Source organism: Catenulispora sp. GAS73 (assembly GCF_041262085.1).
Lineage (GTDB): Bacteria > Actinomycetota > Actinomycetes > Streptomycetales > Catenulisporaceae > Catenulispora.
Genome location: NZ_JBGCCM010000006.1, coordinates 233565 through 253988 on the forward strand (window position 1 = coordinate 233565; position 20424 = coordinate 253988).

The 20424-nt window shown below is 70.7% G+C and carries 19 protein-coding genes; 14 read left to right on the forward strand and 5 right to left on the reverse strand.

The window, feature by feature from the left end:
- Nucleotides 1-49: 49 nt before the first annotated feature.
- Nucleotides 50-1483, reverse strand: coding sequence for a metallopeptidase TldD-related protein (locus ABH935_RS11460; protein ID WP_370377810.1), 1434 nt, complete (start codon nucleotides 1481-1483; stop codon nucleotides 50-52).
- Nucleotides 1480-2991, reverse strand: a complete 1512-nt coding sequence (locus ABH935_RS11465; RefSeq protein ID WP_370377811.1) for a TldD/PmbA family protein — start codon at nucleotides 2989-2991, stop codon at nucleotides 1480-1482. The genes ABH935_RS11460 and ABH935_RS11465 overlap by 4 nt, the downstream gene beginning before the upstream one ends.
- Nucleotides 2992-3148: 157 nt before the next feature.
- Here ABH935_RS11465 and fabG point away from each other — a divergent pair, with 157 nt between their 5' ends.
- The 8 genes from fabG to ABH935_RS11505 all read left to right on the forward strand — a co-directional run bounded on the left by fabG (nucleotide 3149) and on the right by ABH935_RS11505 (nucleotide 11121).
- Complete coding sequence (gene fabG / locus ABH935_RS11470) at nucleotides 3149-3853, forward strand: 3-oxoacyl-[acyl-carrier-protein] reductase (protein ID WP_370377812.1); 705 nt, start codon at nucleotides 3149-3151, stop codon at nucleotides 3851-3853.
- Between the two features lie 2 nt (nucleotides 3854-3855).
- The gene (fabI, locus tag ABH935_RS11475) at nucleotides 3856-4626 is read left to right on the forward strand and encodes an enoyl-ACP reductase FabI (protein ID WP_370377813.1); all 771 of its coding nucleotides are present in this window, start codon (nucleotides 3856-3858) and stop codon (nucleotides 4624-4626) included.
- Between the two features lie 336 nt (nucleotides 4627-4962).
- Nucleotides 4963-6513 (forward strand): MFS transporter, encoded by a 1551-nt coding sequence (locus ABH935_RS11480; RefSeq protein WP_370377814.1) that lies wholly within the window; start codon nucleotides 4963-4965, stop codon nucleotides 6511-6513.
- Nucleotides 6514-6816: 303 nt separating this feature from the next.
- Nucleotides 6817-7638, forward strand: a complete 822-nt coding sequence (locus ABH935_RS11485; RefSeq protein WP_370377815.1) for a MerR family transcriptional regulator — start codon at nucleotides 6817-6819, stop codon at nucleotides 7636-7638.
- 299 nt (nucleotides 7639-7937) lie between these two features.
- On the forward strand, nucleotides 7938-9686 hold the full coding sequence (locus ABH935_RS11490; protein WP_370377816.1) for an MFS transporter: 1749 nt from the start codon (nucleotides 7938-7940) through the stop codon (nucleotides 9684-9686).
- Nucleotides 9687-9872: 186 nt separating this feature from the next.
- Entirely contained in the window at nucleotides 9873-10328 is a 456-nt protein-coding gene (locus ABH935_RS11495; RefSeq protein WP_370377817.1) for a MarR family winged helix-turn-helix transcriptional regulator, read from the forward strand.
- An 80-nt stretch (nucleotides 10329-10408) separates the two neighbouring features.
- A complete protein-coding gene (locus ABH935_RS11500) occupies nucleotides 10409-10615 on the forward strand; it encodes a hypothetical protein (protein WP_370377818.1) in 207 nt (68 codons plus the stop codon).
- Complete coding sequence (locus ABH935_RS11505; RefSeq protein ID WP_370377819.1) at nucleotides 10615-11121, forward strand: histidine phosphatase family protein; 507 nt, start codon at nucleotides 10615-10617, stop codon at nucleotides 11119-11121. The genes ABH935_RS11500 and ABH935_RS11505 overlap by 1 nt, the downstream gene beginning before the upstream one ends.
- Before the next feature lie 6 nt (nucleotides 11122-11127).
- Here the strand turns inward: ABH935_RS11505 and serB are convergent, their stop codons facing one another.
- Complete coding sequence (gene serB, locus ABH935_RS11510) at nucleotides 11128-12441, reverse strand: phosphoserine phosphatase SerB (protein ID WP_370377820.1); 1314 nt, start codon at nucleotides 12439-12441, stop codon at nucleotides 11128-11130.
- A 134-nt stretch (nucleotides 12442-12575) separates the two neighbouring features.
- Between serB and ABH935_RS11515 the strand changes: the two genes are divergently transcribed.
- A complete protein-coding gene (locus ABH935_RS11515; RefSeq protein WP_370377821.1) occupies nucleotides 12576-13025 on the forward strand; it encodes a DUF3592 domain-containing protein in 450 nt (149 codons plus the stop codon).
- 8 nt (nucleotides 13026-13033) lie between these two features.
- On the opposite strand, the gene ABH935_RS11520 is transcribed toward ABH935_RS11515, so the two are convergent.
- Entirely contained in the window at nucleotides 13034-13810 is a 777-nt protein-coding gene (locus ABH935_RS11520; protein ID WP_370377822.1) for a hypothetical protein, read from the reverse strand.
- Between the two features lie 144 nt (nucleotides 13811-13954).
- On the opposite strand from ABH935_RS11520, the gene ABH935_RS11525 reads away from it, so the two are divergent.
- The 3 genes from ABH935_RS11525 to ABH935_RS11535 all read left to right on the forward strand — a co-directional run bounded on the left by ABH935_RS11525 (nucleotide 13955) and on the right by ABH935_RS11535 (nucleotide 16507).
- The gene (locus tag ABH935_RS11525) at nucleotides 13955-14794 is read left to right on the forward strand and encodes an ABC transporter ATP-binding protein (protein WP_370377823.1); all 840 of its coding nucleotides are present in this window, start codon (nucleotides 13955-13957) and stop codon (nucleotides 14792-14794) included.
- Nucleotides 14795-14862: 68 nt separating this feature from the next.
- Entirely contained in the window at nucleotides 14863-15282 is a 420-nt protein-coding gene (locus tag ABH935_RS11530) for an NfeD family protein (RefSeq protein ID WP_194918469.1), read from the forward strand.
- A gap of 172 nt (nucleotides 15283-15454) precedes the next feature.
- Nucleotides 15455-16507 (forward strand): SPFH domain-containing protein, encoded by a 1053-nt coding sequence (locus tag ABH935_RS11535; RefSeq protein ID WP_370377824.1) that lies wholly within the window; start codon nucleotides 15455-15457, stop codon nucleotides 16505-16507.
- Between the two features lie 797 nt (nucleotides 16508-17304).
- Here ABH935_RS11535 and ABH935_RS11540 read toward each other — a convergent pair.
- Nucleotides 17305-18273 carry a DMT family transporter gene (locus tag ABH935_RS11540; RefSeq protein WP_370377825.1) on the reverse strand — a complete coding sequence of 323 codons (969 nt, stop codon included), beginning with the start codon at nucleotides 18271-18273 and terminating at the stop codon, nucleotides 17305-17307.
- A gap of 307 nt (nucleotides 18274-18580) precedes the next feature.
- Here ABH935_RS11540 and ABH935_RS11545 point away from each other — a divergent pair, with 307 nt between their 5' ends.
- Nucleotides 18581-19396, forward strand: coding sequence for a sulfite exporter TauE/SafE family protein (locus tag ABH935_RS11545; RefSeq protein ID WP_370377826.1), 816 nt, complete (start codon nucleotides 18581-18583; stop codon nucleotides 19394-19396).
- 370 nt (nucleotides 19397-19766) lie between these two features.
- The gene (locus tag ABH935_RS11550; protein WP_194918475.1) at nucleotides 19767-20201 is read left to right on the forward strand and encodes a GNAT family N-acetyltransferase; all 435 of its coding nucleotides are present in this window, start codon (nucleotides 19767-19769) and stop codon (nucleotides 20199-20201) included.
- Nucleotides 20202-20424 lie beyond the last annotated feature (223 nt).

Consider the following 20424-nt stretch of genomic DNA (forward strand, 5'->3'; position numbering starts at 1 on the left):
CATCGTTTCGGCGGGGTCCTGATAGTGCGGCCGGGCTGTGCGGCGCGGACTACGAGGCCGGGCTCACCGAGGACATGTTGAAGTCCGGGATCCGCAGCGCCGGCATCGCGGTCCGGTTGAAGTACTCGCCCCACTCCCGGGAGAACGTCCGCTCGGTCCGCCCGGCCTCGGCGATCCGCGAGAGCAGCGATACCGGCGACTCGTTGAACCGGAAGTTGTTCACCTCGCCGACCACCTCGCCGCCCTCGACCTTGTAGACGCCGTCCCGGGTCAGCCCGGTCAGCAGCAGCGTCTGCGGGTCCACCTCGCGGATGTACCACATGCTGGTCAGTAGCAGGCCGTCGCCGGTGGCCCCGGTCATGGCGCCCAGCGTCGGACCGGTCCCGCCGGGCGCCGCGTCCAGGATCAGGTTGTCGATGAACGGAGTCGTCGGCAGCTGCGCCGCCGCCGCGGTCTGCCGCGTGCTGACCAGCGAGGAGAGGCGGCCGTCCTTGATCCACGAGGTCGGGCCGAGGGGGAGGCCGTTGTCGAACACCGACTCCGAGGCGTTGGAGGAGTACGCCGCCGCGTAAGGAGCGCACTCCAGCCCCGGCGCGTTCGGGTCGCTGCGTAGCGTCGCCTTGATCGCCGAGGAGCCCGCCACGCTCTCTCCGAGCCTGGACCCGCCGCCGCTCTTGCTGTACACCGAGCGGCCGTCGAGGGCGTCGCGCAGCGCGCCGGCCCAGTAGGCGTAGATCATCAGGTCGGCGACCGAGCTCGGCGGCAGGATCGTCTCGTAGCGGCCGGCCGGCAGGTCGATCCTGCGCTTGGCCCATTCCAGACGCTGCGCCAAATCCCGACCGACGGCCACGACGTCCACGTCGGAGAAGTCCGCGGTCGGCACGCCGGCCCAAGCCGAGCGGGACCGGTCGCCGGACTTGGCGTTCAGCTGCACCGAGCCGGTCGGCTGCGCGTGCCGCAGCCGCAGGCCGGTCGAAGAACCCAGATACTGCGTGCTCATGCTGTGCTCGGCGTAGCCGAACAGCAGGTTGCCCTCGGCGCGTGCGGCCGCGAGGGTGTCGCCGAGCGCCGGGGCGAACGCGGAGAACACCGAGATGTCGGTCCGGGCCGGCGCCTCGTCCCAGTCCGCCGACACCCGGCCGGGGACCAGCTCGGCGGCGTCGTCGGCGGGCCCGGACTCCTCGGCGGCCTTCTCGCTGGCCCGGACCAGGTCCTCGACGGTGGACAGGTCCACGCCCGAGCGGCCGACCACGCCGACCGCGGCCGAGGCCGCGCCGGTCCCGCCGTTCTTCGTCGAGATGACCGTGACCTGCTGGCCGGCCGTGACACCGTTGGTGGTCAGGGTGTTGTTGGCCCAGCGCAGGTTGGCGTCGGTCGCGGTGTCCACGAGCACCAGGGCGCCGTCCGCGCGGGAGAGCTCCAGGGCCTTCTCGACCAGCTGCTGCGGAGTGGCTTGCCTCGACTGAGAGAACACAGTGCTCACTGACCGGCCTCCTGGACCGTGTTGAGGATGCGGATGCCGCGGAACAGCGCGGTCGGCGCGCCGTGGCTGACCGGCGCGACCTGCCCGGGCTGCCCCTTGCCGCACTGGAACGAGCCGCCGACGACGTAGGTCTGCGGGCCGCCGACCGCCTCCATGGCGCCCCAGAAGTCGGTGGTCGTGGCCTGATAGGCGAAGTCCTTCACCTGGCCCTTGAGCTCGCCGTCCTCGATCAGGAAGGCGCGCTGCCCGGTGAATTGAAAATTGTACCTTTGCATATCAATAGACCATGATTTGTCACCGATGATGTACAGCCCGCGCCGTACGCGCGAGATCAGCTCCTGGGCGGTGGGGCCGTCCGGGGCGGGCTGGAGCGAGACGTTGGCCATGCGCTGGATCGGGACGTGCGCGGCGGAGTCGGCGAAGGCGCAGCCGTTGGAGCGGCCGCCGTTCAGGCCCTTGAGCTGCGCGATGCGCCGGTCGAGCTGGTAGCCGGCCAGGACGCCGTCCTTGACGATGTCCCACTGCTGCGTCCGCACGCCCTCGTCGTCGAACCCGACGGTGCCCAGGCCGTGCTCGGACACCCGGTCGCCGGTGACGTTCATCACGGGGGAGCCGTATCTCAGGGTGCCGAGTTTGTCGAGCGTGGCGAAGGAGGTGCCGGCGTAGGCGGCCTCGTAGCCGAGCGCGCGGTCCAGCTCGGTGGCGTGGCCGATGGACTCGTGGATGGTCAGCCACAGGTTCGAGGGGTCGATGACGAGGTCGTACTCGCCGGGCTCCACCGACGGCGCGGCGAGCTTGTCCCGCAGCAGGCCCGGGAGCGCGTCGAGCTCGGCGTCCCAGTCGTGGACCTCGTTGCCGGTGAAGAACTCCCAGCCGCGCCCGACCGGCGGGGCGACGGTGCGCATGGTCTCGAACGCGCCGGTCTCCTCGTCGACGGCGACCGCGGTCAGCGCGCCCTCGGTCCGGACCCGCTGCTGGGTGAGGCGGTTGCCGGCCAGGTCGGCGAAGTACTTGCACTCCTGGACGGCCTGGAACTCGGCGTCCACGTGCGCCACGCCGTCCGCTGCGAGCAGCCGCTCGGACCAGCGCTGGAAGTGGCCGATCTTCTCGGTGTCCGGGACGTCGAAGGGGTTGACCTCGTAGCTGGAGACCCAGACCTGCTCGCCGTGCGGCGGCTCCGGCGCCAGCACCACCGGCTCGGAGTTCACCGGCTTGGACACCCTGGCCACCTCGACGGCCTGCTCGGCCAGCGCCGCGGCGGTTTCAGCGGTCAGCGCCACGCCGGCGGCGAATCCCCAGGTACCGTCGTACACGACACGCACGCTCAAGCCGCTGTCGGAGGAGTCGCTGACGCCGTCGACCTTGCCGTCGCGCAGGTTGATGTTCTGGGATCGGACGGTCTCGACGCGGAAGTCGGCGTGCTCGGCGCCCAGGTCGCGGGCCCGGGACAGGGCCGCCTCGGCGAGATCGCCCAAGGGGAGCGAGGTGAAGGACTCGTCTACGGTCATACCGCCCAACCTAACGGGAAGTCGGCGGCGAGGGCCGGTTGTGGAGGTCCTACAAAGCCAACGCCCGACGATCTATGCCCACCGTGGTTGCGGCTACCGCCGGGTAGCCCGATAGCTTGGCAGCGACGTCTTGAAGAACAAGAACAGAGGTGCTGAATTGAGCCGGTCCGTACTGGTCACGGGGGGAAACCGGGGAATTGGCCTGGCCATCGCGAAGGCCTTCGCGGCGAGCGGGGACAAGGTCGCGATCACCTACCGCTCGGGCGAGGTCCCCGAGGGGCTGTTCGGCGTGAAGTGCGACGTGACCTCGGCCGAGGACGTGGAGCGCGCGTTCGTCGAGGTCGAGGCCCAGCAGGGCCCGGTCGAGGTGCTGGTGGCCAACGCCGGCATCACCCGCGACACCCTGCTGCTCCGGATGAGCGACGAGGACTTCGGCGCGGTGCTGGAGACCAACCTGGTCGGCTCCTTCCGCGTCGCCAAGCGCGCCAGCAAGGGCATGCTGCGGCTCAAGCGCGGCCGCATCGTCCTGATCTCCTCGGTGGTCGGGCTGTCCGGCTCGGCCGGGCAGGCCAACTACGCGGCCAGCAAGGCCGGCCTGGTCGGCTTCGCGCGCTCGGTGGCCCGCGAGATCGGCTCGCGCGGCATCACGTGCAACGTGGTCGCGCCGGGGTTCGTCGAGACCGACATGACCGCGGTGCTCACCGACGACCGTAAGAAAGAGATCCTCAAGCAGGTGCCGCTGAACCGGTACGCGTCCGTCGACGAGGTCGCCGGCGTCGTGCGGTTCCTGGCCTCCGAGGACGCCGCGTACATCACTGGAGCCGTCATCCCGGTTGACGGCGGACTGGGAATGGGGCACTGAGCATGGGAATCCTCGAAGGCAAGCGCATCGTCGTCACCGGTGTGCTCACCGACGCCTCGATCGCCTTCCACGCCGCGCGCATCGCGCAGGAGGAGGGCGCGCAGGTGGTGCTCACCGCGTTCCCGCGGCCCTCGCTGACCCAGCGGATCGCCAAGAAGCTGCCCAACGGCGACGCGCCGGTGATCGAGCTCGACGTGACCAACGAGGAGCAGCTCGCCTCGCTGGCCGACAACGTGAAGCAGTACATGGACGGCGTCGACGGGATCGTGCACAGCATCGCGTTCGGCCCGCAGGACGCGCTCGGCGGCAACTTCCTGAACACCCCGTGGGAGTCGGTGGCGACCGCGGTGCACGTCTCGGCCTACTCGCTGAAGTCGGTCGCGATGGCGCTGCTGCCGCTGTTCCCGGAGACCGGCGGCTCGATCGTCGGGCTCGACTTCGACGCCCAGGTGGCCTGGCCCGGCTACGACTGGATGGGCGTGGCGAAGGCGGCGCTGGAGTCCACCTCCCGCTACCTGGCCCGCGAGCTCGGTCCGCACGGCATCCGCAGCAACCTGATCTCGGCCGGCCCGCTCAAGACCATGGCCGCCAAGTCGATCCCGGGCTTCGAGAAGTTCGACGGCGTGTGGGACGAGCGGGCGCCGATCGGCTGGGACCTGACCGACATGGACCCGGCCGCGCGCGGCATCGTCGCGCTGCTGTCGGACTGGTTCCCGCGGACGACCGGCGAGGTCATCCACGTGGACGGCGGCGTGCACGCGATGGGTGCGTGAGGCGCTCGCGGCTCCACCAGCTCAACCAGCTCAACCAGCTCCACCGGCTCTGAACCAGGCGGCCGGGTCCGGTACCGAGAGGTATCCGGGCCCGGCCGCTTCTCGATTCGTGCCGTTTCCACGGGGGCGGTCCGCACGCCGCCATATTCAGGCGAAACCTGTCAGTGGTCTCGGATAAAAAGGAGTCGTACCCACCGCGGAGGGTGGGGACACCATCAATCTGAGGTCGTCGGACCCGGCGAGATTCGCGATATAGCTTGACAGTCGCAGCACGCGCTATATCGTGTGCTGCGAGCGAATTCGACGCTGGGCCCGCGGTCGGCGCGGAGGGGAATCATGAGTGAGGCGGTGAGCGGTACCCAGGACGTGGTCGTCCCGGCTGCCGGCGCGGTGCCCGAGGACGGGGCGTCCGCGAAGAAGAAGGACAAGAGCGCCTCGGCGCTCCCCAAGGGCGCGTGGGCGGTGATGTTCACCGTGCTCGGCGCCTCGATGATGGACCTGCTGGACGCCACGGTGATGAACGTCGCGGCGCCCTCGATCCGCAACGGGCTCGGCGCGTCGAACACCGAGTACCAGTGGATCAGCACCGGTTACGTGCTGTCCTTCTCGGTGCTGCTGATCGCCGGCGGACGCCTCGGCGACATCGCCGGCCGGCGCCGGATGTTCCTGATCGGCCTGACCGGCTTCACGATCATGTCCGCGGTCTGCGCCGTCGCGCAGAACCCGGGCGAGCTGATCGCGGCCCGGCTGCTGCAGGGCAGCGCCTCGGCCATGATGATCCCGCAGGGGATCGGCATGATCCGGGAGAAGTTCGGCCGGGAGAACAGCCAGAAGGCGTTCGCGATCTTCGGGCCCTTCATGGGCCTGTCCGCCGCCCTGGGCCCGGTGCTCGGCGGCGCGCTGATCACCTACGCGTCGTGGCGCTGGGTGTTCGTGATCAACCTGCCGGTCGGCGTGATCGCGCTCTACTTCGCCGCCAAGGTGCTGCCGAAGGTGCACCACAGCGAGGGCGAGCGTCCGAAGCTGGACTACATCGGCCTGGTGCTGTGCTCGATCGCGGTCGGCCTGCTGGTCTACCCGGTCATCCAGGGCCGCGAGCACCACTGGGACGCCGGGATCTGGCTGATGCTGGCCGGGTCTGCCGTGGTGATGGTGCTGTTCGCGGTCTACGCCCGGGCCCGGCACAAGAGGAACCTGGACCCGTTCCTGGAGACCAGCCTGTTCCGCAAGCGCGCCTTCACCACCGGGACCATGACCATCTTCCTGTTCTTCGGCGCGTGCGCGGCGGCCTTCACCGTCAGCCCGCTGCTGCTGCAGGTGTCCCTCGGCTGGTCGCCGCTGCGGGCCGGGCTCACCGGCGCGTGGTGGTCGCTGGGGACGATCATCTCGATGGGCGCCGGCCAGGCCTTCGTGAAGAAGACGCCGCGCCGGGTCCTGCACGCCGGGCTGCTGACGCTGGCCGTCGGCATGGCGCTGAGCGCGTTCATCATCAAGCACTACGCGGGCACCTCCTTCACGCTGAACGCCGAGCACCAGCCGATCTGGCACAGCGGCGTGACCAGCTGGAACCTGGCGCCGGCGCTGCTGGTGTCGGGGATCGGCATGGGCCTGGTGTTCGCGCCGTTCTTCGGCCTGGTGCTGGCCGCGGTGGACGACCACGAGCTGGGCTCGGCGAACGGCGTGATCAGCTCGTTCAACCAGCTCGGGAACGCGGTCGCGGCGGCGCTGTTCAGCACGCTGTTCTTCAACCGGGTCGAGAGCGGCGGCTCGCCGTTCCCGGCGGCCGAGCTGGTGTACTGGCTGGCCGCGGGGATCCTGGTGCTGACCTGGCTGCTGGCGTTCACGGTGCCGAAGACGGCGCGGAGCGAGGACGAGATCATGGTGTGACGCCTCGCCGGCGTCTCAAGGACTGCGGGGGATCGGGGGATCCAGGGGGATCCGCGGGGACTGCGGGGGAGTTGGAGGGGAGCGGGGAATCGGGGGGACCGGCGTCCGGGATCTGGGGAGGTCCGAGGGGGATCCGGGGAAGGCGGCTCGGCGTGCGTTTCGTGCGCCGGGCCGCCTCGTCTTCTTCCTCTTCTTCCTCGCTCCGATAGCTTGACCTCGCCCTTGGGGCAGGCCTGAGGCTTGATCCCGAGCCGCCCGGCGAACCGGACGGCCGTACCGATCCGATGAGGACACCGAATCGCGATGCCCGACGACGAACTGCTGACCAGCGGCGAGTTCAGCCGCCGCGCACGGCTCTCGCCCAAGGCGCTCCGCCTGTACGAGCAGCAGGGCGTGCTGGTCCCCGACGAGGTCGACGCCGCCAACCGCTACCGCCGCTACCGCGTGAGCACCCTGGCCGACGCCCGCCTGATCGTCTGGCTCCGCCGCCTGGACATGCCGCTGCCCGACGTGGCGCGCGTCCTGGCGGCCCCGCCGGCCGAGCGCGAGGCACTGGTCGCGGCGTACTGGGACGCGGCGGAGGCGAAGTTCGCCGCCCAGCGCTGGCTGGCGGCGCGCGTCCGCGAAACGGTGTCCGGCCACGAAGGAGGCCTGACCATGACCCAGGAAATCCACACCCGCGACGTCCCGGCCCAACTGGTCCTGACGGAGCAACGCCACCTCACCCCCGAAGAACTCCCCACCTGGATCGGCCAGGCGATGATGCGCCTCCTGACCGCCGCCGGCCCCGTGGGCGGCCCCGCGGGGAACCCCTTCGTCGTCTACCACGGCGAAATCAACCACGACAGCGACGGCCCCGCAGAAGTCTGCATCCCGGTGGACCCGGCCCGCGCCGCCACCCTGACCACCCCGACCCGCGAGGAGCCGGCCCACCGCGAGGCCTACCTGCGCATCACGAAGGCCCAGGTCGCCTTCCCGCAGATCCTGTCAGCCTTCGACGCCGTAGCCCGCTGGGTCGCCACCAACGACCACACCGCCACCCTGCCCCCGCGCGAGGTCTACTTCACCGAATGGGACGCGGCGGGCCCGGACGACGAGGTGTGCGACATCGCCTACCCGATCTAGGAGCGGGGCGGCCGATCGCGGAGGGGGCGGTCGGCCGCCGACTGCTGTGCTGTGCGCGATGGGATTCGCTACCGTGCCGTCGCCAAGTTGCCGAGCCGCCGAGTTCGCACATCAGAGGGGCCGAGTCCCACGTTGTCGCGGCCCTCGCCCGAGCGAGGTTCGGCCCAGCCTGCCGCCGGCCCCGCCCCACCGCGCGCCTCATCCGCACCGCTAGTCGTCAGACCTCTCTTGCCAGCCATCCTGTCTACCCATAAACTTAGCGTGCCTAAACTATGTAAATGACAAAAGGGCGGGGCGGTATGACTGCGACACAAGCTTCCAGCGCGACTGGGAAGGCCGTGCGCGGGCCCGACCATCCGCACTACAAGTGGGTGGCGCTGTCCAACACCACGTTGGGCATGCTGATCGCGACCATCAACTCCTCCATAGTCCTGATCTCGCTGCCTGCGATCTTCAACGGCATCAAGCTTGATCCGCTGCAGCCGTCGAACGTCAGTTACCTGCTGTGGATGCTGATGGGCTACATGCTCGTCACCGCTGTGTTCGTGGTGGCGCTGGGGCGGCTCGGGGACATGTTCGGGCGGGTGAAGATCTACAACTCCGGGTTCCTGGTCTTCACCGTCTGCTCGATCGCGTTGTCGCTCGACCCGTTCCATGGTGCGGCCGGGGCGTTGTGGCTCATCGGGTGGCGGGTCTTCCAGGCCATCGGTGGGGCGATGCTGATGGCGAACTCGGCGGCGATCATCACCGACGCGTTCCCGGCGGCGCAGCGCGGCATGGCGCTGGGCATCAACATCGTCGCCGCGATCGCCGGCTCGTTCATCGGCCTGGTGCTCGGTGGTGCGCTGTCGGAGTGGAACTGGCGCACCGTGTTCTGGGTGAACGTGCCCATCGGCCTGATCGGCACCGTCTGGGCCTACAAGTCGCTGCACGACACCGGCGTCCGACAAAAGGCCCGCATCGACTGGTGGGGCAACCTCACCTTCGCCGCGGGCCTGACCTCGCTGCTCGCCGGCATCACCTACGGCATCCAGCCCTACGGCGGCCACACCCAGGGCTGGACCAACCCCTGGGTCGACGCCGGGCTGATCGGCGGCGTCGCCCTGATCGTCGTGTTCTGCGTCATCGAGGCCAAGATCTCCGATCCGATGCTGCCGATGACGTTGTTCAAGAACCGCGACTTCAGTACCGGCAACCTCGCCAACCTGCTCGGCGCCATCGCGCGCGGCGGCCTGCAGTTCATGCTGATCATCTGGCTGCAGGGCATCTGGCTGCCGCTGCACGGCTACGACTACAAGGACACGCCGCTGTGGGCGGGCATCTACATGATCCCGCTGACGCTCGGCTTCCTCGCCGCCGGGCCGATCGCCGGGCACCTGTCCGACAAGTTCGGGCCGCGGGTGTTCGCCGCCGGGGGTCTGGTGGCGATGGCGGTCTCGTTCGCCGGCCTGCTGCTGATCCCCACGGACTTCTCCTACTGGGTGTTCGCCCTGCTCATATTCCTCAACGGCATCGGCGGCGGCCTGTTCTCCGCGCCGAACACGTCGCTGATCATGTCCAGCGTGCCGACGCGGATGCGCGGGGCGGCCTCCGGGGCGCGGGCGACGTTCATGAACGCCGGCATGGTGCTGTCCATGGGCATCTTCTTCTCGCTCATGGTCGCCGGACTGTCCAGTTCGCTGCCACACACCCTGTCCAGCGGCCTGACCGCGCAGGGGGTGCCGGCCGGGACCGCGACGCAGATCTCGCACCTGCCACCGGTGGCGACCCTGTTCGCCGCGTTCCTCGGCTACAACCCCATGCAGCAACTCCTCGGCCCCTCGACGCTGCACGCCTTGCCCGCCGCCAACGCGCAGACCCTGACCGGCCGGGAGTTCTTCCCCCACCTCATCTCCGGCCCCTTCCACGACGGCCTGATGGTCGTGTTCTGGCTCGCCATCGCGATGGCGGTGATCGGGGCGGTGGCCTCGGCGCTGCCCGGGAAGGCGAAGCGGGAGGAAGAGGAAGAGGAGACGGCCGCCGGACAGAGCGCGGCGGCGACCGTCTGAGGCCGGGTCCCGCGCCGGGTCGAGTCGGGTCCCACGTGGGACCCGCGGCGTGGGACCGGCCTGGGACGCCGGGGGTCGGTAGATTGTGAGTCGGGCAATGTGTTTCACTGTGCCCCACTTCCGCCTCACCGCACCGACACCCATCCGACGTCGCCGGCTCAGTCCCGCGCTCCTGTGAAGGACCCGATGAACTCTTCGCCGACCCAGCCCGACACCGAGGTAGCCGCCCGCCTGCGGGTGGCGCTGGGGCGTCTGAACAGGCAGCTGCTGCAGCGCCAGTCCGAGGCGAGCTTCGCCCAGCTGTCCGCGCTCTTCGTGATCGAGAAGTGGGGCCCGATCCGGATCGGGGACCTGGCGCAGCGCGAGAAGGTGGCCGCGCCGTCGATGACCCGCACGCTCAGCGGCCTGGTCGCGGCCGGCTGGGTGCAGCGCGAGCCGGACCCGGAGGACGGCCGCTCCTTCATGGTCACCCTGACGCCCGGCGGCGAGGCGCTGATCACGAAGGTGCGCAAGCAGCGGACCGCGGCGCTCGTGCAGGGCATGGAGCGGCTGACCGGCGCGCAGCTGGAGGCGCTGCAGGCCGCAGTGCCGGTGCTGGAGCAGCTGGCCGACGAGGTCGAGCCGAAGCAGCGCCTGAGCTGAAGCAGCGAAGCGGGGACGAACCGCGCCACGACGGGGACCCCGCAGGCGCCGGCCCGGACAACGATGCGACACTGGGCAGCATGACGGCAGCAAGTGACGAGCCCATGGTCTCCGGTCCCGAGATCCTCGTGCCCGAGACGCCGGCTGAGGCCGAGTGGCCGCCGCGCGAGTGGCGCGAGGCCCGGCGCGGCTCCGGCGCGGCCAGCATGTACCGGCTCCTGGGCCTGATCGCTCTGATCATGGTGATCCTGGTGATCTTGTCCTTCTGGGGCCTGGCCAACGGCTGATGCGGCACACCCTCATCCTGCTCCGGCACGCCAAATCCGACTGGCCCGACGGCGTCGCCGACCACGACCGTCCGCTCACCGCGCGCGGCCGCTGCGACGCGCCGCGCACCGGCGCGTGGCTGGTGGAGCACGGCCGCGTCCCGGACCGAGCAGCGGTCTCGACCGCCCTGCGCACGCAGCAGACCTACGAGCTCGCGGCGGAGGCGTTCCCGGTCAGCCCGGAAGTGCTTCTGCGGGACGACCTCTACGCCGCCTCGGCGGGCGAGATGCTGGAAGTGATCCGCCAGACGCCCGAGGGCATCGGCACCCTGATGATCGTCTCGCACAACCCCGGGACCCAGTACCTAGCGCTGGCGCTCGCCGACGACGCGAACCCGGAGCTGGTCATGAAGGCCCACGCCGGCTACCCGACCAACACGCTGACCGTGCTGGAGTTCGACGGCGCCTGGGCCGCGCTGGACCCGGCCGGGGCGTCGATCGTGGCGGTGGAGTCCCCGCGCGGCTGAGTGCGCTCAGGCCGCCGGCTGCACCCGGGCCGACGCTGACGCCGATGCCGAGCCCGACGCCGAGCCCGACGCGGAAACCGCCTCCGAAGGCGCGGTCTCTATCGCCTCCTCCGAAGCGTCCGCGACCTCGACCTCCTCGCGGGTGATCCCCAGCAGATACAGGATCGTGTCCAGGAACGGCACGTTCACCGCCGTGTCCGCCTGCTCCCGCACCACCGGCTTGGCGTTGAACGCCACCCCGAGCCCGGCGGCGGCCAGCATGTCCAGGTCGTTGGCCCCGTCGCCGATCGCCACGGTGTCGGTCACCGGGATCCCGGCCGACGCCGCGAACTCCCGCAGCGCCGCGGCCTTGCCCGCGCGGTCCACGATCGCCCCGACCACCCGGCCGGTCAGCCGGCCGTCGGCGCCGATCTCCAGGGTGTTGGCCAGCGCGAAGTCCAGGCCGAGCTCGTCCCGCAGCGAGTCGGTGACGTGCGTGAACCCGCCGGAGACGATGCCGACCAGATAGCCCAGCCGCTTCAGCGTGCGGACCAGCGTGCGGGCGCCGGGCATCAGCCGGACCGAGGCGCGCACGTCCTCCAGCGCGCCGGCGTCGAGCCCTTCGAGCAGGGCCACGCGCTCGCGCAGCGACCCGGCGAAGTCCAGTTCCCCGCGCATCGCCCGCTGCGTGATCCCGGCGACCGCGTCCAGGCATCCGGCGCGGGCCGCCAGCTCCTCGATGACCTCGCCCTCGATGAGCGTGGAGTCGACGTCCATCACCACCAGCCGCTTGGCGCGCCGGCTCAAGCCGGCCGGCTGCACCGCGATGTCCGCGTGCTGCTCGGCGGCGACCCGAGCGAGCCGCTCGCGCAGCAGGTCGGGGTCGGCGCCGGAGACGTCCAGCTCGATCGCGGTCACCGGGTACTTGGCCAGCCGCACGATGCGGTCGATGTTGCCGCGGCACTCGGCGATCTCGTGCGCCAGCGCCTCCATCGCGGCCGCCTTCAGCGGGGCGCCCAGGACGGTCACGTGGGTGCGGCCCTCGCGGCGCTTGCGGTTGTCGCCGAGGCCGGTGACCACCTCGACGTCCAGCTTCTCCGCGGCGGCCCACTTGTGCAGGGCCAGCCGCAGCGCGGTGGGGCCGTCGGACCCCGTCGGCGCGCCGACCAGGACGGCCAGCACCAGGCGTCCGCGCACCACCACCTGTTCCACGTCCACGACCGGGACGTCGAACGGTTCCAGCGCGGCGAACAGGCTCGCGGTGACCCCGGGACGGTCGGCGCCGTACACGGTGACCAGGACGGTTGCGGCAGGCGGCGGCAGGGCGAGCGCGGTGTTCATGGTGTGATCCACGGTACCCGCCGGTGTCGGAACGGCCGAGGAGTGTCCGGGTGGTGGGCGGTCCGGTATCCCATACGGGTGATGTCTGGTCTCTCAACAGGTTCACCCCGGGGTGACAGACCTAGCATGGAATCATGGCCGCGGACGACCTGTCCTTCGTCGCCGGGTTCCTCGCCGCGTCCGGGTTGTTCTGGACCGGGGGCGGGGTGCTCTGGCTGTCCGTCTGCGCCCGCAGACTCGCGCGGCTGCGGCTCCGGCTGGTCGGGGTGCCGACCCGGGGCGAGGTGATCGGGATGGTCGTGTCCTGTGACGCCTCAGGGGCGGTGCGCAACGCGCCGCGGGTCCGCTACTTCGCGCCGACCGGGCCGCCGGTGGTCACCCGCGCCTACGGCTACCGGCCGCATCAGCGTCAGAGTATGGCGACCGGGGCGCAGGTGCGGCTCTGGTACGACCCGCTGCGGCCGGAGCGGATCCTGGTCTCGCGCTTCGACCTGAGGCTGCGCGACTGGGTGGACCTGCTCGGGGCGCTGGTGGTGCTGGCCATCGGGGTGGCGATGGAGTTCGCCGCGATGACCATGGGCTGAGCCGGCGATCAGTGGCCGCCGGGCTCCAGGATCGAGTGGTACGCCGCGAGCTGCGCCCGCCGCGTCACCCGCTCCAGGCCGACCAGCGCCGAGGCCCGCAGCCGCGACTCCAGCGCCGTGACGCTGCCGCCCTCGTCCTGCTTGGCCAGGTCCGCGATCGCCGCCAGGCGCTGCGCCTGGGTCAGGACCTTGACGGCGCGCGGCGGATAGCCCGGCGCCAGCACCGCCTCCGGCGCGCGGCCGTGGCCGCGGATCGCGGCCAGCGACTCGGCCAGCTCCGGGCGCCAGCGCGCCACGTCGAGCCGGGCCAGCTCCTCGGCCGCCTCGCGCAGTGCCGCGTTCAGCTCGCGTTCGGCCTCTGACAGCGTCGGCACCGGGGCCGCGCCGCTCTCCACCGGCGACACCGTCCAGCGCACCGCGTGCCCGCGGTCGCCGTCCGGGCCGTAGCCGGCCACCGACGGCACGATGCCCAGCGCCGGCCCGTCGGTCAGCACCGCCTCGCCGACTTCGATCGCCGCCTGGTTGAAGGCCGCCGGCCCCTTCAAGCCCAGCGGGTCGCCGGGCCGGGGCAGCGCGAGCCGCAAGCCCGTGACGCCGGCGGCGCGCAGCCGGCCCAGCGCGACGGTCCAGCTCACCTCGGCGTCCTCGCCGGGCACGCCGGCCACCCGGTGCGGCTCGTCGCCGTCCGCCCGGACCTGTTCGGCGGCCGAGTCCAGGCTGGTGTGCCCGGACAGCCACGCGTTCCCCCACGCGACGAGGCGCCCAGACCGGTGTTCGCTCAGCATGACCACCAGGGTACGTCGCGGCGCCCACGCGGTGATCCGGCGCACATGCCGCGGGCCGACCGCGGGCCCGGAGCGGACACGTCGGTGGCCTAAGCTAGGCGCGCGAAGATCGAGGCCTGCAGCGTGAGGAAACTGGTGCCGAACATGACCACCGATGCCCTGTCCGTCGACCCCGACAGCGTCCTCGACCTCGACAGTGTTCTCCAGTTGGTGGACGTATCCGTGGTCCGCGAGGGCCGCAAGCTGCTGGACGCCGTGAACTGGACCGTCGGCGAGGGCGAGCGCTGGGTGGTGCTCGGGCCGAACGGCGCCGGCAAGACCACGGTGCTGAACATCGCGGCCACCTCGATGTTCCCGACCGCCGGCACGGTGGGCGTCCTCGGTGAGCGGATGGGCGCGGTCGACGTCTTCGAGCTCCGTCCGCGCATCGGCTACTCCTCGGCCGCCGTCTCCGAGCGCCTGCCGCGCGGCGAGACGGTGCGCGACGTGGTGATGACCGCCTCCTACGGCATGGTCGGCCGCTGGCGCGAGAAGTACGACGAGGCCGACGCCCAGCGCGCCGACGACCTGCTCGCCTGGTGGGGCATGGCCGAGTTCGGCAAGCGCACCTTCGGCACGCTGTCCGAGGGCGAGCGCAAGCGCGCCCTGATCGCCCGCGCGCTGATGGCCGACCCGGAGCTGCTGCTGCTCGACGAGCCGGCCGCGGGCCTGGACCTCGGCGGCCGCGAGGACCTGGTGCGCCGGCTGTCCCGGCTGGCCGCGGACCCGTACGCGCCGGTCACGATTCTGGTCACGCACCACGTCGAGGAGATTCCGCCGGGCTTCTCGCACATCCTGCTGGTGCGCGCCGGCGCGGTGGTGGCGGCCGGGCCGATCGAGACCTCGCTCACCTCGGAGAACCTGACCACTACCTTCGGTTTGCCGCTGAGCGTGGAGCGCTACCAGACCCCCTCCGGCGACCGCTGGTACGCGCGCGCGGTCTGAACGTTCGCCACGCTCGCGCCCTCTGACAGGGGTTTGATAGCCGCTTCGGCTTCCGTAGCATGGGGTCCATGCACGCGATGGTGTGGGCGATCGTTGCGGCCGTACTGATCCTCTTGGAGCTGACCACGACCACCTTGGTGTTCGTGATGCTCGGGATCGGGGCGGCGGCCGCCGCGATCGCCGCCGGAGCCGGCGGGAACGTGGTCGTGCAGTTCGCGGCCTTCGGCGCGGTCTCCATCGCCACGCTGGTCTTCGCCCGCCCCACCGCGATGAAGCGGCTGCACGGCGGGCCCGAGCACCGCCAGGGCACCGACACGCTGATCGGCCGCGAAGCCGTCGTCGTCGAGAAGGTCGACGCGCACGACGGCCGGGTGCGGATATCCGGCGAGATCTGGAGTGCCCGCGCCTACGACGGGCAGACTGAATACGAGGTCGGAGATCGCGTCGACGTCGCGCAGATCGAAGGGGCGACCGCGCTCGTTCTCTAAGCGGCGCCTGGGATTCCGCGTACCTATACGCGGGCAGGACTGTTCTCGACGGAGCTCGACCGAACTGTGTGTGCGTCATGCCTTCCCGGGCCTAAGATCGAGCACTGTCACCGGGGGTGCTCGCCGCTCCCCGCCTGCCGGACATCGATGTTGTTATGGAGGAGGAGTCGACATGGTCGCCACGATCGTCGTCCTCGTCGTGATCGCCGCGGTCATCGCGGCGAGCTTGTTCCAGTCCGTGCGCATAGTCGGGCAGGGGACCGTCGCCGTCATCGAGCGCTTCGGCCGCTACACCCGCACGCTGACGCCCGGCCTGCGGATCCTGATGCCGGTGGTGGACCGGGTGCGCGCCATCATCGACGTGCGTGAGCAGGTCGTGCCGTTCCCCCCGCAGCCGGTGATCACCCAGGACAACCTGACGGTCTCGATCGACACCGTCATCTACTTCCAGGTCACCGACGCCCGAGCGGCGGTCTACCAGATCACCAACTACATCCAGGCGATAGAACAGCTGACGGTCACCACACTCCGCAACATCGTCGGCGGCATGGACCTGGAGCGCACCCTGACCAGCCGCGACTACATCAACAACGAGCTCCGCGGCGTCCTGGACCAGGTGACCGGCAACTGGGGCATCCGCGTCTCCCGGGTCGAGCTGAAGGCGGTCGAGCCGCCGGCCTCAATCCAGGACTCGATGGAGAAGCAGATGCGCGCCGACCGCGACCGCCGCGCCGCGATCCTGTCGGCCGAGGGCTTCAAGCAGTCGCAGATCCTCACCGCCGAAGGCGAGAAGCAGGCCGCGGTCCTCCGCGCCGAAGGCGAGGCCAAGGCCCGCGCCCTCCAGGCCGAGGGCGAGGCGGCGGCGATCCGCAAGGTCTTCGACGCCATCCACGAGGGCAACGCCGACAACCAGGTGATGGCCTACCAGTACCTCCAGCAGCTACCCAAGATCGCCTCCGGCGACAGCAACAAGCTCTGGATCATCCCCAGCGAATTCGGCAAGGCCCTGGAGAACGTCGGCGGCGCCCTAGGCCGCTTCGGCCAGGCGCAGACCATGCCCGGCATGCCGGCCGCGGAACCGGTAGCCGCCAACGGCAACGCCCTGACCCCGCCCACCGACGCGCCCCCGAAGAACCCGGCGCCGCGCCAGGACCGCCCCCCGCGCCAGCGGGGGACATCGAGCCCGGCGGACGACGTGTTCTTCAACCAGGAGGACGAGGACTGAGGTAGCTGAGAGGCGCGGGGCCGGTCTGATGACCGGCCCCGCGCTTTTCTGCGGTTCGCCGCGCGTGGCGCCCCCCCGGCGACAGGCTAGCGCGGGCCGGCCCCGTGGTTCGTCGTGTCCGACCGGACCATGCGGGGTGTTGGTTCTGTGCCCCTCGCCGCGTCGGCGGGCTCTGCCAACCTGGCCGGTCCGGTGGTGTCAAGCCGGACGAAACCGGACCACAGCAGGTGTGATCCGGCTTTACACCACCGGACCGGCCAGGTTCCGTTTACGGCGACGACGCGGCGAGGGGCACAGAACCTCGGCGACCATAAGCAACACCGCCAGCAGACAGCGCGGCGCACCACGAGCGTAAAGAAAGCCGAGCAGTCGCGGGCCGCCGCCAAACAGCAGGTCGCGCGGGTCGCCCCCTCGCTGTAGAGCGCCCGCCGGAGGCCTCAAGGTGCCCACCACGCCCAACGATTGCCGCCTACGCAACGCATGCGCAGTGACTCGGACCGGCGCGCGATCGTGCACACGAACACCGCCAGCCGCCAACGCACCGCCACAGATACCTGAACCGCCGCGTGGTCGTGTTCGCCACAACCGCCGGCCGCCAGCGCGAAACGAGTCGCACAACCGAACTGCGTCCCCCTGCGAGGCCATCAACCCCTGCGCGAAGCCGTAAAAATCGCCTTTACCACTAAAGGTCAGCCGCACATATAAGCAAGCGCGGGGCCACCTCCGCAATCTGAATCGGCAGCCCCGCACATCGCACGCCCGCCCCTAACCCGCCCCCAACCACCCGCTCGCCACCCCTAACCACCCGCCCCCGTCCGCCCCCGCCACGTCTCAGCCCCGACCGACACCCCAAGCAGCGCCGCACCAACCATCCCGATCACCGTGACCCGGTCCCCAAGCACCGCCACCGCCAGCACCGTCCCGGTCAGCGGCTCCAGCAGCGCCGTGACGGTGCCGGTGCTCGCCGCCGCCTCGCGCAGGCCGATGAAGTAGCAGCCGTAGGCGATGGCGGTCGGGACGAGGCCGAAGAGCACCAGGAGGCCGATCGCGGCGGGGCGTGGCGTGAATCCGGCGCCGGTGGTGATTTCCGCGGTGCCGAGCAGTACCAGGCCGCCGAGGGTGAAGCTGTAGCCGGTCATCGTGATCTCGTCCAGGCCCGCGACCGGGTCCTTGCCGAGCAGGCTGATCGCCGAGAACCCGCCAGCGCTGGCGATCGCGCACAACGCACCGAGGGCGAGATGCGCCGTCGTGATGCCGTGCGGCGGTTCGCCGACCAGCAGGCCGAGGCCGGCCACCGCCAGCGAGACCGTGCCTGCGACCCGGACGTCCAGCCGCCGCCGGCCGGTCGCCTGCTCGAAGGCGACGACCAGCACCGGGGCGGCGCCGATGGTGAGGAGTGTGGCCAGGCTGACGTCGGTCAGCGCGGCCGCCGCGAAGTAGCACGCCTGGAAGCCCGCGGACAGCGCGCCGAGAACGCCGACGCGGATCCAGGCCGCCCGGCCCCGGACGAGTCCGGAACGGCCGCCTCCGGAACGGCCGCCTCCGGAGCGGCCGCCTCCGGAGCGGCCGCCTCCGGAGCGGCTCGCTCCGGCACTCGGCAGCCGACGGCCTCCAGTGGCGGCCGCGAACAGCACGAGCAGCGCGCCGCCGATCGACAGCCGGTAGCCGGCCACGGCAGCGGGAGACAGGTGCGCGTGCAGCGCGAGCAGCCGGCCGGTGAGACCGCCGCTGCCCCAGAGCACGCCGGAAAAGACAAGGTAGATCAAGGGATCGCTCCTGCGACGAAGGAAAACAGGAATCAGTCGCGGGAAGCGGGGACGTGCCACTCACACCGGTCGGCTCAACACGCCGACCGGCGGTTCCTAGAGATCAGGTCGACCCCGCTTCAGGATCCCGGCGGCGGGGTGACCGGGAACAACCGGTGCACGATTAGCGATCCTAACTACTGGACGGCGCGTAGCCAACCGATCTTTCCCCGCTACGCTCGATCACCGGCCGGAGCGGGGTCGGCCGGAGCGGGTCGGCCAAGCCGGGTCGGCCAGAGAGTGTCGGCCAGGCGCGAAGGAGGCAGCGGTGGGCATCGGCGAGGTGGCGGCGCTGCTGGGCGTGGGCATGGCGGCCGGCACGATCAACACGGTCGTCGGCTCCGGCACTCTCGTGACCTTCCCAACCCTGCTCGCCTTCGGTTACACCCCGGTCGTCGCGAACGTCACCAATACCGTCGGTTTGGTGCCCGGTTCGCTGTCCGGAATCCACGGCTACCGCGCGGAGATCGCGGAGTTCCGGGCCGTCGGCGGACGCCGCCTGACGCGCCTGGTGCTCGCCTCCCTGCTCGGCGCCTCGATCGGCGCGCTGCTGCTGTTCCTGCTGCCCGCCAAAGCGTTCAAGGCGATCGTGCCCGCGCTGATCGCACTCGCGTTGGTGCTGATCATCGTGCAGCCGAGGCTGGCGAAGCGGATCGCGGCGCGTCGGGCGGCGCGGGAGAGCGCGGGCGTGGCGGAAGGCGTCCCCCAGGGCTGGGGCGTCCTGCTGGCCGTGTTCGGCAGCGGCATGTACGGCGGCTACTTCGGCGCCGCGCAGGGCGTGCTGCTGATGGCGATTCTCGGCCTGACCTACGGCGACCGCCTGCAGGTGCTCAACGGCGTGAAGAACGTCCTGGCCTGTGTGGTGAACGCGATCGCGGCGGTGGTGTTCATCACGGTCGGCGCGCTCGGTCTCGGCGGCTCCCAGCATCCGTCGGTGCGCTGGGGCGCGGCCCTGGCGATCGCGGTCGGCGCGCTGGTCGGCGGGAAGATCGGGGCGAGCGTGGGCCGGCGGCTGCCGCCGCGGGTGCTCAGGGGCCTGATCATCGTGGTGGGACTGGTCGCCATCGGATCGATGGTGCTCTGAACTGGTTCGGCACTGGTTCGGCACTGATGCATAACCACACAACAGGCCGCACTTCGACGCATAGGTGATCTTCACCGAATTGGCAGTGTATCCAGCTGATACTACCTATGCTGGAGGCGGTACCGGCGGCGTGCCGCACGTGCATGGCGTCCGTGCACCTGGGTCAGTATTCTGCCCGTGACGGGGGTCACGGGTCTGACAGTTCGGGGGCGGGACCACCGGGGATCGCGAACAGGATCGACACAAGTCTTCAAAGACCGATACAGATCTTCAAAGACCGATACAGAACGGCACCAACGGCGCGGCGGCTCGCCGCGTCACCACTCCATCCGGTGCTCCGGCGCCGGCAGGCCCGTTTCGGAGATTCGTCTTGGGCAAGGTCTCCTACCGCTACGCGCACATCGAGGATCTCGACGCGCCGACCATCTATGCCCTGCTGCGGCTGCGGCAGGAGGTCTTCATCGTCGAGTGGGGCAGCTCGCACCTGGACATCGACGGCCGGGACACCGAGCCGTCCAGCGTGCACCTGTGGGCCGAGCGCGACGGAGACGTGCTGGCCGCCCTGCGCGTGGTTCAGGAGTCCGACGACACCCTGCGGATAGAACGCCTCGCCACCCGCTTCGGCGCGCGCGGCCGCGGCATCGCCGGACGGCTGCTGGACTACGCGGTGAAGATGGCCGGCGAGCGCAGGCTGCTGATCGACGTCCCGACCGCCCTGGAGCCGTGGGCCGAGCGCTTCGGCTTCGCCAGGGCCGGCGACCCCTTCATCGCCGAGGGTGTCCAGCAGGTGACCATGGCTCACTGATGCACGTGCCTTTGCACGTGCGCCACCGGTCCCGGCGCGGGGGCCGGCGCGAGATGAGATCCGCGCCACGGCCGAACGGGGATGTTCGCTCCCCTGATTCGCCCCGATTCGCCGGATTCGCCGCCTCACTTGTGGAACAGGCGGTGTTAGTGTGCGTTGACGTTCCTACAGTCGTAATGCGGAGGACCACTCCATGGCCGATCCACGGCGCGTCCCCAGCTCC